Annotated in this window: 12 protein-coding genes; 2 read left to right on the plus strand and 10 right to left on the minus strand. The window is 43.8% G+C overall.

The window, feature by feature from the left end; all coding sequences use genetic code 11:
* The 4 genes from tolR to FTT86_RS11280 form a co-directional block, all read right to left on the minus strand.
* The gene (gene tolR, locus FTT86_RS11265; RefSeq protein ID WP_180181247.1) at window positions 1-450 is read right to left on the minus strand and encodes a protein TolR; all 450 of its coding nucleotides are present in this window, start codon (window positions 448-450) and stop codon (window positions 1-3) included.
* The gene (gene tolQ, locus FTT86_RS11270) at window positions 450-1,148 is read right to left on the minus strand and encodes a protein TolQ (protein WP_004645669.1); all 699 of its coding nucleotides are present in this window, start codon (window positions 1,146-1,148) and stop codon (window positions 450-452) included. The genes tolR and tolQ overlap by 1 nt, the downstream gene beginning before the upstream one ends.
* A 27-nt stretch (window positions 1,149-1,175) precedes the next feature.
* The gene (gene ybgC, locus FTT86_RS11275; protein ID WP_004645668.1) at window positions 1,176-1,583 is read right to left on the minus strand and encodes a tol-pal system-associated acyl-CoA thioesterase; all 408 of its coding nucleotides are present in this window, start codon (window positions 1,581-1,583) and stop codon (window positions 1,176-1,178) included.
* A gap of 267 nt (window positions 1,584-1,850) precedes the next feature.
* Window positions 1,851-3,194, minus strand: coding sequence for an amidohydrolase (locus FTT86_RS11280; RefSeq protein ID WP_180181272.1), 1,344 nt, complete (start codon window positions 3,192-3,194; stop codon window positions 1,851-1,853).
* A 305-nt stretch (window positions 3,195-3,499) separates the two neighbouring features.
* Here FTT86_RS11280 and FTT86_RS11285 point away from each other — a divergent pair, with 305 nt between their 5' ends.
* The gene (locus tag FTT86_RS11285) at window positions 3,500-4,081 is read left to right on the plus strand and encodes a hypothetical protein (RefSeq protein WP_180181248.1); all 582 of its coding nucleotides are present in this window, start codon (window positions 3,500-3,502) and stop codon (window positions 4,079-4,081) included.
* 66 nt (window positions 4,082-4,147) lie between these two features.
* Here the strand turns inward: FTT86_RS11285 and FTT86_RS11290 are convergent, their stop codons facing one another.
* The 6 genes from FTT86_RS11290 to FTT86_RS11310 all read right to left on the minus strand — a co-directional run bounded on the left by FTT86_RS11290 (window position 4,148) and on the right by FTT86_RS11310 (window position 9,987).
* Window positions 4,148-4,498: a hypothetical protein gene (locus FTT86_RS11290; RefSeq protein ID WP_180181249.1), complete on the minus strand. Its 351-nt coding sequence runs from the start codon at window positions 4,496-4,498 to the stop codon at window positions 4,148-4,150.
* A 109-nt stretch (window positions 4,499-4,607) separates the two neighbouring features.
* Complete coding sequence (gene ruvB / locus FTT86_RS11295) at window positions 4,608-5,615, minus strand: Holliday junction branch migration DNA helicase RuvB (protein ID WP_064096247.1); 1,008 nt, start codon at window positions 5,613-5,615, stop codon at window positions 4,608-4,610.
* A gap of 335 nt (window positions 5,616-5,950) precedes the next feature.
* The gene (gene ruvA, locus FTT86_RS11300; protein WP_004731726.1) at window positions 5,951-6,553 is read right to left on the minus strand and encodes a Holliday junction branch migration protein RuvA; all 603 of its coding nucleotides are present in this window, start codon (window positions 6,551-6,553) and stop codon (window positions 5,951-5,953) included.
* Window positions 6,554-6,670: 117 nt separating this feature from the next.
* The gene (locus FTT86_RS11305; RefSeq protein ID WP_005103835.1) at window positions 6,671-8,011 is read right to left on the minus strand and encodes a deoxyguanosinetriphosphate triphosphohydrolase; all 1,341 of its coding nucleotides are present in this window, start codon (window positions 8,009-8,011) and stop codon (window positions 6,671-6,673) included.
* Between the two features lie 195 nt (window positions 8,012-8,206).
* Window positions 8,207-8,338: a putative transporter small subunit gene (locus FTT86_RS15925; protein WP_004645659.1), complete on the minus strand. Its 132-nt coding sequence runs from the start codon at window positions 8,336-8,338 to the stop codon at window positions 8,207-8,209.
* An 11-nt stretch (window positions 8,339-8,349) separates the two neighbouring features.
* The gene (locus tag FTT86_RS11310) at window positions 8,350-9,987 is read right to left on the minus strand and encodes a sodium:proline symporter (protein WP_180181250.1); all 1,638 of its coding nucleotides are present in this window, start codon (window positions 9,985-9,987) and stop codon (window positions 8,350-8,352) included.
* A gap of 1,306 nt (window positions 9,988-11,293) precedes the next feature.
* Between FTT86_RS11310 and purL the strand changes: the two genes are divergently transcribed.
* Complete coding sequence (purL, locus tag FTT86_RS11315; protein WP_180181251.1) at window positions 11,294-15,127, plus strand: phosphoribosylformylglycinamidine synthase; 3,834 nt, start codon at window positions 11,294-11,296, stop codon at window positions 15,125-15,127.
* The last annotated feature ends 158 nt before the right edge of the window (window positions 15,128-15,285 follow it).

The following is a 15,285-nucleotide window of genomic DNA, read 5'->3' on the forward strand; positions in this document are numbered from 1 at the left end:
TTATTCTAGGGGTTTGGTCAGTAAACCGACTTGAGAAAGGCCAGCATCCTGCAGGCTGGACATCAAGGTCATGACATCGCCATATGGACGGGTATTATGGCCATTAATCACGACATTCAGCACCTTGTTTTCATTTTGCGCCTCGGTTTGGGCATCAATAAGCGTACGCGTCAATTCTTCCAGTGTGACCGGGCCAGTCGCCTGATTTTTATATTCTAGATAATATGAACCATCTTCTTTCAGTGTGACAATGGTCGGGGCATCCTTGGATTCGATCGGTAGTCCGTTGGCCTGAGGCAAGTCGACCTTAATACCACTGGTAATCATCGGAGCAGTGACCATAAAGATCACCAGCAGTACCAGCATCACATCAATATACGGCACCACATTCATGTCACTTTTTAGTGGCTTTTTAATACGCTGAAAGCGTCCTGAACCTTGAATCGCCATTAGTCTTTGTCCTGAGTTACGCCCACAGACTGACGTTGCAATAGCGCCACCATTTCTTCGGCAAACAGCGCACGGTCAGAATAGACTGTTTCACCTTTGGCCGTAAAATGGTTGAAAGCCAATACTGCTGGAATGGCTGCGAACAGACCAATCGCCGTTGCAATTAGTGCTTCTGCAATACCGGGTGCGACCGTCGCCAGTGTCACCTGATCAACATCTGCCAGGCCAATAAAGGCGTTCATGATGCCCCAGACTGTACCGAACAGACCGACATAAGGTGCAACCGAACCAATACTTGCCAACGCACCCAGACCTTGTTCCAGATGACCTTGGTCACGGCTTAAACCGACACGTAGAATACGTTCAGTTCCTTCAATCGACTGGGCAGTCGGCGCATGGCGTTTTTTCAGTTTCAGGAACTCGCCCAGACCCTGATAGAAAATATCTTCAAGGCCGGTACGTTTGGAGTTGAGTTGCGCATTGTTATACAGGGTATTCAGTTCAGCACCAGACCAGAAGATTTTCTGGAAATGTTCATCATCGGCCTGGGCTTTTTTATAACTCATATAGAGCCTGGCAATCAGATACCAGCTATATATTGAGGCTAACAGGAGAGAAAGCATCACCAGTTGTACGACAGGGCTTGCTTGTAAAATAAGATCTGAAACTTGAAGAGATGATTCTAACTGAGTCGCCATAGTTGTTACGTGTGCCAATAAATTTTTTTAGTCTTGTTCCAATTCTTTTTGAATTAGTTCGCGGATTTCATCCGGGAGTCGACGTGGTCGCATCTCTGCACTGATACATGCCAACTCGACCTCACCTGATGCAAGCATGATTTCACCACGATAAATATTTTGTTGCAATACAAATGATGAAGCTTTACATGAAATGACACGTGCCGTAACAGTAATTAAATCATCCATCAGGATCGGACGCATGTATTTGACATTAATTTTATGCACCACAAAATTGTAGTCTGTCTGATGCCAGTAATGGCTCACTCCAGCGGCACGTAACCATTCGGTACGGGTACGTTCCATATAGCGAATATGATTGGCGTGATAGACAATGCCACCCGCATCAGTATCTTCAATATAAACGCGGATATTGAATTCAAAGTGATTCGCCATAGTTTTGTTCCATGCAGATTTTCGAAATTTTTGCTTGTTTTTAGATGCAGGAAAGGGATTAGAGTTTGCCGGATTCCTGCCAACAGTCAAGCAATTTAGCGGTTCAAAGTTTAGCATTGTGAGTCTTGAGACCAATGGCACAAGGTGTCAAATCTGGAGAGAAGTCACTAAGATGAAGTACTAAGCGCTTAACAGCTCATTTATAAAACAGCAGCAGATACTAAAATGCGCGAGTCCTTGGAGCCGCGCATTTTTAGTAATAGAAGATTAGCCTTTATTTTTCTGTTTCCAGTTGGCCTGAACCTGCTCAGCTACTTTTGGATAGTCCAGAATAAAACGGACATGGCTTTCGACACCGGTTTTCAAGGTCGCATCATCGACAATGAAATTCGGGTTGTGATTCGGTGCGGCTTTTGCCGGATCCTGATCTGCTGGTGTGGCACCAACAAAAACGAAGAGCGATGGCATGAGCTGGCCATAATAAGCAAAATCTTCACTGGCGCTGGCATTGTTGTCTAAAACATGCAATTTATCTTCATCATGCACGCTCGCCAAGGTTGGGCGCATCAATTCAGTCAAGGTTTTATCATTGGTGGTCACTGGTGCATAAGGTGCAATTTCGACTTTCACCTTAACGTCATTGGCTGCGGCATTGTGTTCCAGCATTTTCGGCAAGTCTTTTAAAATGCCCTGACGTACATCTTCACTATTGGAACGAATAGTCCCGACCATATTGACCTGATCTGGAATGACGTTACCGGTAGTGCCGCCCTGAATACTGCCAATACTGACCACACCCATCCCTTTGGTCAGGTCGGCTTTACGGCTGATCAGGCTTTGTAAATTGGTCACCATCTGGGCAGAGGCATAAATCGGGTCTTTACCTGCCCAAGGCATGGAGCCATGTACCTGACTGCCATTCACCTGAATACGTAAATGATCGGCACTATTCAAAATCGCACCATCTTTGTAGAAGATATTGCCACTTGGCATGCCTGCCATGACATGCATCCCGAAAATCACTTCAGGTTTTGGATTGTTCAAGGCACCGTCGGCAATCATTTTGCGTGAGCCAATCTGATCGCCATGAGTGAAGTTATCGATATCTGCACCGCCTTCTTCAGCTGGCTGGAATACAAACACCACTGTCCCTGCAATTTTATCTTTATTGGCGGCCAGAACTTTGGCTGCACCCAATAACATCGCAGTATGCGCGTCATGGCCACAGGCATGCATCACATAAGATTCTTTGCCTTGATAAATGGCTTTTTGCTTGCTGGCGAAAGGCACGGGCGCAGTTTCTTTAATTGGCAATGCATCCATATCTGCGCGTAAGGCCATCACAGGGCCGGGTTTTACACCTTTTAATACACCGATTACACCAGTTTTGGCATAGCCTTTACGTACTTCAATGCCGTAGGATTTTAATTCTTTTTGGACCAGCTCCGAGGTTTTGAATTCCATATTGCCCAGTTCAGGATGCTGGTGGATATGTTGGCGTAATTTGATGGTGTGTGCTTCAGCAGCTTGTACAGAATCATCAATCCAGTCGGCCAGGCTGAACTGGCTACAGAAAAGAAGAGGAAGACAAAGGGATATCTGCTTATACATATTCATACTTCGGGAGAACCTTAAGAATTTGAAATGGTTAAAGTGATTCTTTAGGATGGCATACTGATCTAATTCGACCAAAACCCTCTAAGTATTCTTCGATACCTTAAAGGTATTTTGGGTGTTAATAGCTGTTCTCAAAGAGCTTTATTTGTTCTTTTACATTGTAAGAATATGTATTTCATGTGAAATTGAGTTTATAAAATTTGTATATGGTACTTGCTTTTCGGATTTATACTTAGTGATTTCATTTGATTCACCTAGGGGATAACGCTTTATATTATGGATAAATATTCGAGTTTAAAATGAACCGTTTTTTGAAATATCTTATTATTTTCGTCATGGGTTTTACACTGTGGTTCTATTGGCTAAAACCGGATAAAGGTATTTCAGATGCTACTGATTATCAAGTCACAGAGGGCATTCATCAGTTTCAGGGTTATACCATGACAAATTTAGAACCTTATGCGGGAGAGTTTCGGGTTTTATCACGAGAAGATTATAGTTTTGGGCGAGAAGCGGAACTTAGTCCTGTCGATTTTGCCCTGGGCTGGGGAAGCATGACCAATCCGGCTGTTTATAAGCAGTTGTCGATCCGGCAAAGTAACCGCTGGTATTATTGGCGTTATGAAAATGCGCCTCCTATTCCGGTACGTGAAATTGAAATTCAGAGTGCTAATACTCATTTGATTCCTGCAAGCAAAGCGATTGCTCAACAACTCGCTCAAATCGATCAAGATGATTTGATTTATTTAAAAGGGCAGTTGGTGGAAGTGAAGTCTTCAGATGAATGGACCTGGCGTAGTTCTTTAAGTCGTGAGGATACTGGCAATGGTGCATGTGAGTTGATGCTGGTGGAGGAAGTACGTGTTGTTTCTAATTTATAAATGTCGAACTGATGAGGAAAATCACTCTAGATGCTCAACATAAAGCAGTTTCTAATCAGAGCCATTTTATTCTGGTGTGCAGTTTAATGGTAGGCTAAAACCTTCTCCCAATAAAAATCCCGTATGATTTCGGGTATCGATGCCTAGCAAAAATGCTTCAGCTTTTGAGGTGTGCTCATTCCAAGTTAATGTCTGGGTAGAATAGCTAGTAAAATGCAGATGTTTTGTGGAATTGGTTTGTCCCGACCAACAGCCTGAATAGGCGCAGATGCTGATTTTATTGTCCTGCGCAATGTTAATCTGGAAAGGGGTGAAACTTTCAGTTTTAATATCACAATGATGTTCTGTGCAGGAAATTTCAGTCAGTGTATTGCTGCATGACCAGCTCTGAGCCGCATAAAGGTTTGGAGCTGTCATCAAAAAGCTGATTACAACAAAACGAGATAATTTCATTAAAGATCACGAGCAAAATGGTGCGAAATAAAGGTAATTGAATACTATTAAAAGCAGCCTAAGCTGTTTTTAATCATTTATCTTTTGGCTCAGGTGGAGTCATACCAAACTGCAAATAGGCCATATTGGTGGCAATACGACCACGCGCAGTACGCATCACATAACCTTGCTGAATCAAGTAAGGTTCAATTACATCCTCCAACGTACCAGAATCTTCCGCCATGGCAGCAGCCAAGGCTTCAACACCGGCAGGACCACCATCAAAACGCTCAAGAAGCATAGATAAATAACGACGGTCGAGTGTGTCTAAACCATCTTTATCGACTTTGAGCATATCCAAAGCACGTTGGGCCATATCCTGGTTGATTTCACCGGTACCTTTGACCTGAGCATAATCACGCACACGGCGTAATAAACGGTTGGCAATACGTGGTGTGCCTCGTGAACGACGGGCAATTTCTTTTGCGCCATCTCCGGTCATAGGCACATCCATCAAGTTGGCTGAACGTTTGACAATGTGGGTTAAATCTTCAACCGAATAAAACTCTAAACGTTGCACGATTCCGAAGCGGTCACGCAGCGGAGAGGTGAGTAGACCGGCACGTGTAGTTGCAGCTACCAAGGTAAATGGCGGTAAATCCAGTTTAATCGAGCGAGCAGCAGGGCCTTCACCAATCATGATATCGAGCTGATAATCTTCCATCGCCGGATACAGAATTTCTTCAATCACGGGTGAAAGACGGTGAATCTCGTCAATAAACAGCACATCGCCTTCTTCCAGATTCGTTAGCATCGCGGCTAAGTCACCGGCACGTTCCAGTACCGGGCCAGAAGTTGACTTGAGATTGCCACCCATTTCTCGGGCAATAATATTGGCCAATGTCGTTTTACCCAGACCTGGCGGGCCAAAGATCAATGTGTGATCAAGAGCTTCTTCACGGCCACGGGCTGCACCAATGAAAATTTCCATCTGCTCACGAACCACCGGCTGACCGATGTAGTCATCGAGGGAAGTCGGGCGGATGGCGCGATCGAAATGATCTTCGGGTTTTTCAGAACCACTGATGAGACGGTCTTGCATAACGTTTATATACCAATGTTTTAGTGATCCTTTGAGCTGGTAATTTTGACACGGCCTCAAATATGGATCTGAATCCTAAGATTTTCGCCTAGGCGAGGAATTGAATTTTTGCAGAGTCTTTCCAATCAGATTTATATCTGAGTATTAACCTGCGGTTCGCCTTACTTTTGTTTCGGCAAAAGTAAGCAAAACCACTGTCATTCGCAAAACTCGTCGAATATTGATTCTTATCGAATATATCGCAGAAACATTTAACTATAAATGTCTCCTGCCTCAAACAGTTGCGAATGACTTTTACACGTATCAGACTTTATCCTGTAACTTGGATATCATCTCTATTTATTCATCGACTTTAATGCAGCCCGGATAATATCACTGGCTTCAGTAAATTCACCTTTGGCAGCATTCACCAGTTTTTGTGCTTCAGCAGGTTTATAGCCCAAGGACTGTAATGCAGCTTCCGCTTCAGCCACGGCTGAATTGCCCATAAACTGAATTTGTGGTGCAGTTGAATTGCTTGGTGCAGCACCTGAAGCCATGGCTTTAAAGCGGTCACGCAATTCAATCATCAAGCGTTCTGCAGTCTTTTTACCCACCCCCGGAACTTTTACCAGAGTGTTGATATCTTCATGTTCAACAGTATGGATCAGCATTTCCACACTTAAAGTTGAAAGGATACCAAGCGCCATTTTCGGACCAACGCCGTTCACCTTTAATAAGGTGCGGAAAATGGTTTTTTCCTGCGCATTGATAAAGCCATAAAGTAACTGGGCATCTTCACGCACAGCCAAATGCGTCCACAAGGTAATTTTCTGGCCTTTTTGCAACTGACAGAAAGTGGTTAAAGGGGTGTCAATCTCATAACCTACGCCGTTCACATTTAATAAAACAGTCGGTGCTTCCAGCGCCAGCACTTCCCCAATCAGGCATCCAATCATTTTTTATACATACTCAAATTTAATACAGGCATAGTAGTCAGCATTTTCGATAAAGGCAAAACTCTATCATTCAAAAGCAGTGATTTTGCTGAGATTGTCATCAGGTGCTCGCTCGCATCAGAGCAATCCGGCTTTATTGCCATGCAGTTCCTGCGCCAGATTATAAGCCTGATGATCGGAGAACTTGGAGACAATATCCAGTACCTGCATAATATTGTCATAATGATCAGCGCTAAACTGCGCACCCGAACGTTTTAAAATAGCCATTAAACGCTGTTCCTTAAAGCTTAAGGTTTTGTGCGGTGTGGTCAGTGGAATAAAGGCATCCAGAATCGTTTGTAAACTTTGATGCGCAATAATTTCCAGACCGGCTTTTTGCGGGTGTTCGAAGATCTTGTCTCGCGCCAGTTCTTTGGCCCGGTTAATGCCAATCTCAATGTCGGCACTACAATAACCCAGCAATGAACCTTGTAGTTGGCCCATCAGAATTTCCTGCTGATGTCGGGCAAAGGCTGTGGTGACTTCATCTACCAGACGTTTCATGACCCGGCCACGTAAGGCGGCAATTTTTTGTTGCCAGGTGGTATTAGGCAGATTGATTTCTTCAGGTGTGCCATATTCTCCCAGCAAGTTCAGAAAGACTGGCTCGACTTCGGCATAACTGAGCATATTCAGGCTAATACCATCTTCCAGATCAATCAGGGCATAGCAGATATCATCCGCAGCTTCTAAAAGATAGGTCAGCGGATGACGACAATAATGATATTCACCAAGCTGGATTAGACCTAGCTGTTCAGCAATTTCCTGCAAAATCTCTTTTTCAGACTGGTAACAACCAAATTTTGGACGTCGACTGGCCGGGGTGTTACCAGTCGGGTCAATGGCCTCAGAGAGCCACGGGTATTTAAGATAGGCACCGAGTGTGGCATAGGTCAGGCGCATGCCGCCATCATAAGGATGATAATCGATCTTGGTCAGCAGGCGCAGGCCTTGGGCATTGCCTTCAAACTGGCGTACATCGGCTTCCTGTTCAGGACTCAAATCTTTTAAAAAGTCGGTATGAGAAGCATCGTCAAACCATTCCCGAATAGCGTATTCACCGGCATGACCAAAAGGCGGGTTGCCAATATCATGTGCCAGACAGGCAGCCTGAATGATGGCACCGACATCAGCCGGAGAAATCCAGGCAGGTAAATTATCTTTGATTTTCTCTGCAGCCAGCATACCGAGTGAACGGCCAATACAGGAGACTTCTAGCGAATGGGTCAAACGGGTATGAATACCATCATGCTGGGTCAGTGGATGGACTTGGGTTTTGCGGTTTAATTGCCGGAAGCTTTGCGAAAAAATAATACGGTCATAATCTTTATGAAACGGGCTGCGTGCCAGTTCAGTGCTCTGCTTTTTACTACCAATCCGAACTGTCGAAAGCAGTTCTAACCAACGCATTTGAGTCATTTATCATTATTCAGTGATCCACTATTTGCATCATGCCAAAAAACTAGCTCCTGCACTAGGGCAGTGCGACATGAATTGTCATGCTGCATATGGTTATTTTAGTCAGCTGGAAAAGACTGAGAATTAAAAATCGAAATCATCAAATGAACAATAAAAAGCAGGCTCAATGGCCTGCTTTTTGTTTAGGATGAAGAATCAAATTAGCTCTTCACCATTTTTCTTGGCCTGTTGTGTGTCTTTATAGACATTCAGGCAAATCGTGAACAAGACCAGGCTTGCCACCAATGGCCAAAAAAGTACATATAGGGTCAATAATTGACTTGTCATCTGAAATCTCCTTATTTACTTTTCTCAGATAGCTGGTGAAATTCAATCACCATCTTGTTGATTTGCTTAAAATCAAATCGTTCTTTGCTGTAGAGTAGCGTCAACACAGTACATACCAGCGCACTACTGCCATACGCTGTCAGTGAGCTTAACAAGGTGCCGTATTCACGCAAGAAGCCGATGGTCCATGGCATGAAGCCAATACTGGCCAATATGCCAACGACCAGACCCACTTTCTTGCCGAAGAAACCAAAGGTCATCAAACCCAGCACCACACCAATCCCCAGGGTCGCAACGAGTTCAAAGCCAAGTGCGATCAATCCCTGAATCGGAAGCCATTCAAAACGTACTATCAGAAAGCTGAAAAATGCGAGACCCACTGACCAGTTAAAGGCCCGGGCATTCACCTTGTCCCAATACAGGCTGACAATCACCGGGAATACAATAGAGCCCCAAAGCGCACCCACAAAAATCAGCATCGACAAAATGTCAAACTTCAAGGTGGCAATCACAATTCCCAGCATGGTGGCAACGATCATGGTCATACGACCAATAAACAGCATTTTCTTTGGATCAGGACGGTTTTTCGCAATCTGTTTACCATAAATGTCCGTCATGACAATCGCAGACAGGGCAGACAGATCCGAGTCAGCGGTAGAAGACAGAGCTCCAATCACCATGATGAATAACAGCGCGACCATAAATGGAGAAAGATAAGTCGCTGCCATTTGCGGAATCAGGTTATTCAGATTGCCATCAATGGGTTGAATACCTGCAAATAACGCCAATAATCCAAGCATGCCTAGACCAATAACAATTGCAGCATAACCAATCGTTGCAGTAATAAAGCTTGGCTTAATCAGATCTTCACGGACTGCAAACAGGCGCTGGGCAATGGTCTGATTACCAATCGCGTAGGCCAATACGGCAACAAAAAACGGTGCGCCTTGTTCCAGAAAGGCCGTTTTAGAGAAAAAATCCAGCTGTTCCGGTTGTAGGTTATGAATCCCGCTTTGAAACAGGGATGGCCCACCTAAGGTAAAGAATAAGGTTGGAATAATGATCACAGCCGCGACAATCATCGCCACCAGTTGACCAAAATCGGTAAACACCGAAGAACGGAAGCCCGACCAGAGGGTATAGGACAGCACACCGATACCGGTAATCAGCACGCCATGGATAAAGCTTAAAGGAGATAAAATTTCAACCAGTGCCCCAGCGGCGGTAAAGTTCACCATCAGGCTGATCACGCTGCCCACAATATTGGAACCTGCCAGAATCATCTGGCTTTGGTTGCCATGCCGGGCATGCATAATTTCTGCCAAGGTGTGGGCATTAGGCGCCAGTTCACGAAAGCGCTTGCCAAAGGGATAGATAAATAAAATCATCAGCGCACCCCACAAACCATAGTGTAGGGCACCGGAAACGCCGTATGTATATCCGGATGAAGCTGCTGCATAAAACGAGGCGGCCCAGATCCAGGTGGCGGTCATACTGGCCGCAGACATTCCAAATCCGATGGAGCCATTCGAGACCATGTAGCCATCAACATTTTCATTTTTCTGTTTAATACGTAACGATAGTAAAAAAGTGATGCCATAGAAAAGCACCATCAATAGTACAGTTGCTGTACTAGTGAATTGAAACATACATACTCCTTAAGCGGGTCACCTTTTGTTTTTGAAAATTAAATCATTGGTGACAGATTAAGGCTCTAAAATAGACAGAGCAGTGAAGCTATAGAACATCAAAAAATTAGTGTCCGAATATAGAATTTATATTCATCTCTACAGCAGAAAGGAAAAACCATTGCCAGGCCCAGAATTTGGACAATTCCTCAGCAATTCGGCTAGAGCTTAACATAAAATCATCAAATTTACTGATGAAGTGTCTATTTGGTAAGATTCTTAGCTGATATAGACGTGTGGGCCTGTTATTCTGTTAGTTGAATAAAAAAGAAAATTTTCTATATTTTTTCAGCAATTACAAATATTTATTTTAAACTTTTCGAGTTAAATAAAACCTGAGAATACGGATTAAATAAAAAAGGTAACAAAATTTTATTATTAATCATTTCTTCATTATTTTTTTATATAAGCCTCATAATTCCTGGTAAATTTCCTCATAAATATAAGTGGTATTTTGCTATTTATATTGTGTTTTTTACGCATAATAGAGCTCATGAATAAATGATGAAATTTCAAAATATTGGATATGGTGGGGGGATTTTGTCGATATATTTTTTGGTCTTTTAGATGAGTAAATTTCGCTTAATTATGATCTGAGAAGATAAAAATCAAATATAAAAAAATAAAAGGCCCAAATAAGAAACTTTATTTTTATTCTTTTAGAAGGTGAGAATGGATGTCCGGTTTTTCCCCCGCAGATGATGTCAGATTAAAATACCACTCAGTATTAATTATTCTTTCATAGAGGGGAGTAATTTGCCTCTGTTACTGTAATGGCGGAGATCAGCGGAGAACTGTTCCTTGTAGTACAGAAAACGGCAGAAGACCTTTAACCAGTTTTCTAATCTTAGAAGTCAAAGTTAAGAGTCAATCAAAAGAATCAAAAACAGTCTGCAAAAAATACGACTTCATTAAATCTTGTAATCAAGTATTTCATTTTGGCCTAAATAGGAGTTTTGGCAGGTCATGACAATAAAACCTGAATTTGATTTTGTCCCGATTGTTGTTGAAAAATAATACAATTTTTATGCAGAAAATTATTCTGAAGCGGTTTTGATTTTTCTTGAAAAAAATGTGTTAACCTGTGCGACTACATTCAATTTTCCTGACTGAAAATAAACGAAATATTTTAAAAGTCCAGGATATTTCAGACGTAGTTTTCTGATTTGGCATCTAGCCGATTTCCTTATTTCACAGTAGAATATGCGCTCTCTCAAGTCACATTGTGGCATGGTTGTTCATACCATCCCGTGGAGCCAAAATCAGCATGTTTATCGTTGCCGGTGCACCCGCACATTCTTCTTTTAAGAAAACTCAACTATTATCGCGTTTGACGTCAATTAGTTCTGTTCAATCAATTGAAAGTCAATGGGTCTACCTCTTTGACCAAGCGCTCAGCGAGCAACAACAGCAATCCGCTTTACAGCTTCTCAACGATGGTCAATCTTTTGAATTGCACCAGGCTGCAAGTGATGAAATCCAGATTTTAGTCACACCGCGCGTCGGAACCATCTCTCCTTGGTCCTCTAAAGCGACGGACATTTTCAAAAACTGTAATACGCCGGTTCATCGACTTGAACGCGGCGTTTTGTTTACTTTGAAGGGCGTAAAAGAGCTCTCTAAAGAAGCATTGCAAGTACTTCACGACCGTATGACCGAAAGCGTATTCAATGCGATTGAAGATGCTGCGGTATTATTTGTAGAAACTGCGCCAAAACCACTGAACTCGATTGATATTCTGGGTGAAGGTAAAGAAGCACTGGTAAAAGCCAATAATGAATTTGGTTTTGCATTATCAATGGACGAAATTGACTACCTGACTGAGGCTTTCATCAAGCTAGGTCGTAATCCGAATGACATCGAACTGATGATGTTTGCGCAAGCCAACTCTGAGCATTGCCGTCATAAAATTTTCGGTTCGGAATGGACGATTGATGGTGAAGTTCAGCCATTATCATTGTTCCAGATGATCAAGAACACCTATAAAGAATCACCAACAGATGTATTGTCGGCTTATAAGGATAACGCTTCGGTGATTGTTGGTTCAGATACCCAGCGTTTTTATCCAACTCAAGAAGACAACGGCCATCAGGTTTATAAATACAAGAGCCAAGCTGCTCACATCCTGATGAAAGTGGAAACCCACAACCATCCAACTGCGATTGCGCCATTTGCCGGTGCAGCGACAGGTTCAGGCGGTGAAATCCGTGATGAAGGCGCGACCGGTCGTGGTGGTAAACCGAAAGCAGGTTTAACCGGCTTTACGGTATCTAACCTGAATATTCCAGGCTTTGAACAGCCTTGGGAAGAAAACTACGGCAAACCATCACGTATGGCATCGCCGTTACAAATCATGATTGAAGGCCCATTGGGTGGTGCTGCATTCAATAACGAATTTGGTCGTCCAGCTTTAAACGGTTACTTCCGTACTTTTGAACAAAACGTCAATGGCGATGTTAAAGGTTTCCATAAGCCAATCATGATCGCGGGTGGTTACGGAAATATCCGTCCAGATCACGTTGAAAAAGATCCGATCTTACCGGGTGACTTATTGATCGTGCTCGGTGGTCCAGCCATGCTGATCGGTCTTGGCGGGGGTGCTGCATCTTCTGTAGATAGCGGCAAATTGGGCGAGAACCTTGATTTTGCCTCAGTACAACGTGAAAACCCGGAAATGGAACGCCGTTGCCAGGAAGTGATCGATACTTGCTGGCGCATGGAAGACCACAACCCAATCGTGTCGATACATGACGTGGGTGCGGGTGGTGTATCAAATGCTATGCCTGAACTAGTTAATGACCACGAGCTTGGTGCGGTGCTTGATCTGCGTAAGATCCCATCGCTTGAGCCAGGCATGTCACCAATGGAAATCTGGTCAAACGAAGCGCAAGAGCGTTATGTGCTTGCGATCCGTCCACAATCTCTACCGTTATTCGAATCGATCTGTGCACGTGAACGTTGTCCGTTTGCAGTACTCGGTGAAGCGACTGAAGCACGTCACTTAACTGTTGAAGATCCATTGTTCGGCAACAAGCCAGTGGATATGCCAATGCAAGTCATGCTTGGTGGTACACCGCGTATGAGCCGTTCATATGAAACTGCTCCGCGTAAAGGCGATGACTTTGATGCGTCTAAAGTGACTGATCTGAAAGATGCGATTTATCGCGTGATCAAGAACCCGACTGTGGCTTCTAAATCATTCCTGATCACCATTGGTGACCGTTCGATTACCGGTATGGTGGCACGTGACCAGATGGTAGGTCGCTGGCAGGTTCCTGTCGCGGATGCTGCTGTGACTACAACAAGCCTTGTTGGTTACACTGGTGAAGCAATGGCAATGGGTGAACGTCCTCCAGTAGCCTTGTTGAATCCTGCTGCTTCTGCACGTTTATCTGTGGCTGAATCGATCTCGAACATCATGTCTGCGAAGATTGAAAAAATCAGTGACATCAAATTGTCTGCAAACTGGATGGCTGCTGCGGGTCAACCGGGCGAAGACCAGGCATTGTTCGAAGGCGTGAAAGCCATCGGTATGGAAATGTGTCCTGCACTCGGAATCGCGATTCCAGTCGGGAAAGACTCATTGTCTATGCGTACGACGTGGAATGACGAAGGTGAAGACAAGTCTGTAACTTCTCCAATGTCAGGCGTAATCACTGCATTTGCACCAGTGACTGATGTACGTCAAACACTGACTCCTGAATTAAAAGATATTGAATCTGTACTGGTTCGTATTGATCTGTCTAAAGGTCAATTCCGTTTAGGTGGTTCGATCCTGGCGCAGGTGTATAAAGCAATCGGTTCTGTGACTCCTGATGTAGATAGCTTCGATGATTTCAAGGCATTCTTCGCATTGGTTCAAGACTGGAACAACCGTGGTCTGATCAAGGCATACCATGACATCGGTGATGGTGGTTTACTAGCGACTGTTGCAGAAATGATGTTCGCATCACGTCTGGGTGTAGCACTAGAAGATCAATCAACTGCAAGCTTATTTGCTGAAGAAATTGGCGCAGTCCTTCAAATCGCGAAAGCAGATTGGGAGGCACTACAAGCTGAAGTTGCAGCATCTACGCTTAAAGATGCAATTGCAGTGGTTGGTACTGTAAATACTACTGACCAATTGTCTGTAAACGGTCTGGTACTTGAACGTGCTGATCTGCAAGTGGCATGGACTGAAGTTTCTCATCAAATCCAGCACCTGCGTGATAACGTACAAACTGCGGATCAGGAATTTGCCTTAATTACCGATAAAGCACACAAAGGTATTATCGCCCAACCAACATTCGACTTGAACGAAGCGATTGAAGCACCTTTCATTAACTTGCGTCGTCCAAATATGGCAATTCTGCGTGAGCAGGGTGTGAATGGTCATATCGAAATGGCGGCAGCTTTCGATAAAGTTGGCTTCAATACTGTTGACGTCCATATGAGTGACTTGCTGGCAGGTCGTATCAGCCTGGATGATTTTGAAGGTCTGGTGACGTGTGGTGGCTTCTCGTATGGTGACGTAATGGGCGCTGGTGGTGGCTGGGCGAAGTCCGTATTGTTCAATGCTAAATTGCGTGACCAGTTTGAGAAATTCTTTAACCGTCAAGAAACCTTCTCGCTGGGTATCTGTAACGGCTGTCAAATGTTGTCTCAATTGGCACCATTAATTCCGGGTGCGGATGCTTGGCCACGTTTCCATCGCAATACGTCTGAAGTATTTGAAGCACGTGCAGTGAACGTTCGTGTGGAAAAATCGAATTCAGTCTTGTTGCAAGACATGCAAGGTTCGATTCTGCCGATCGCTGTGGCGCATGGTGAAGGTCGTGCAGTTGCAACTGCGGAAAACTTTGCTGCATTGAATGCATCGAATCAGGTGGTTTTACGTTATGTAGATAGCCATGGCAATGCAACTGAACAATATCCGTTGAACCCGAATGGTTCACCAGAAGGTATTACCGGTGTAACGTCTCAGGATGGCCGTGCAACGATTATGATGCCGCACCCTGAACGTAACTTCCGCGCGATCCAGCATTCATGGAAACCAGAAGGCTGGGATCAGGATGGTGCTTGGTTACGCATGTTCCGTAATGCACGTAAATTTATTGGCTAATTGATATAATCAAGAATTAAAAAAGCCCCGAAAGGGGCTTTTTTAATAAGCAAATTATAGATTTATAGGTGATTAGATATAGAATTGAAAAAGATTAAAAAATGAATAAAGAGTCCTCAAATATCCGATTTAATTGAAAAAGTTTTACTTTTACAAGA

It is taken from the genome of Acinetobacter sp. YH01021, from assembly GCF_013420255.1.
GTDB lineage: Bacteria > Pseudomonadota > Gammaproteobacteria > Pseudomonadales > Moraxellaceae > Acinetobacter.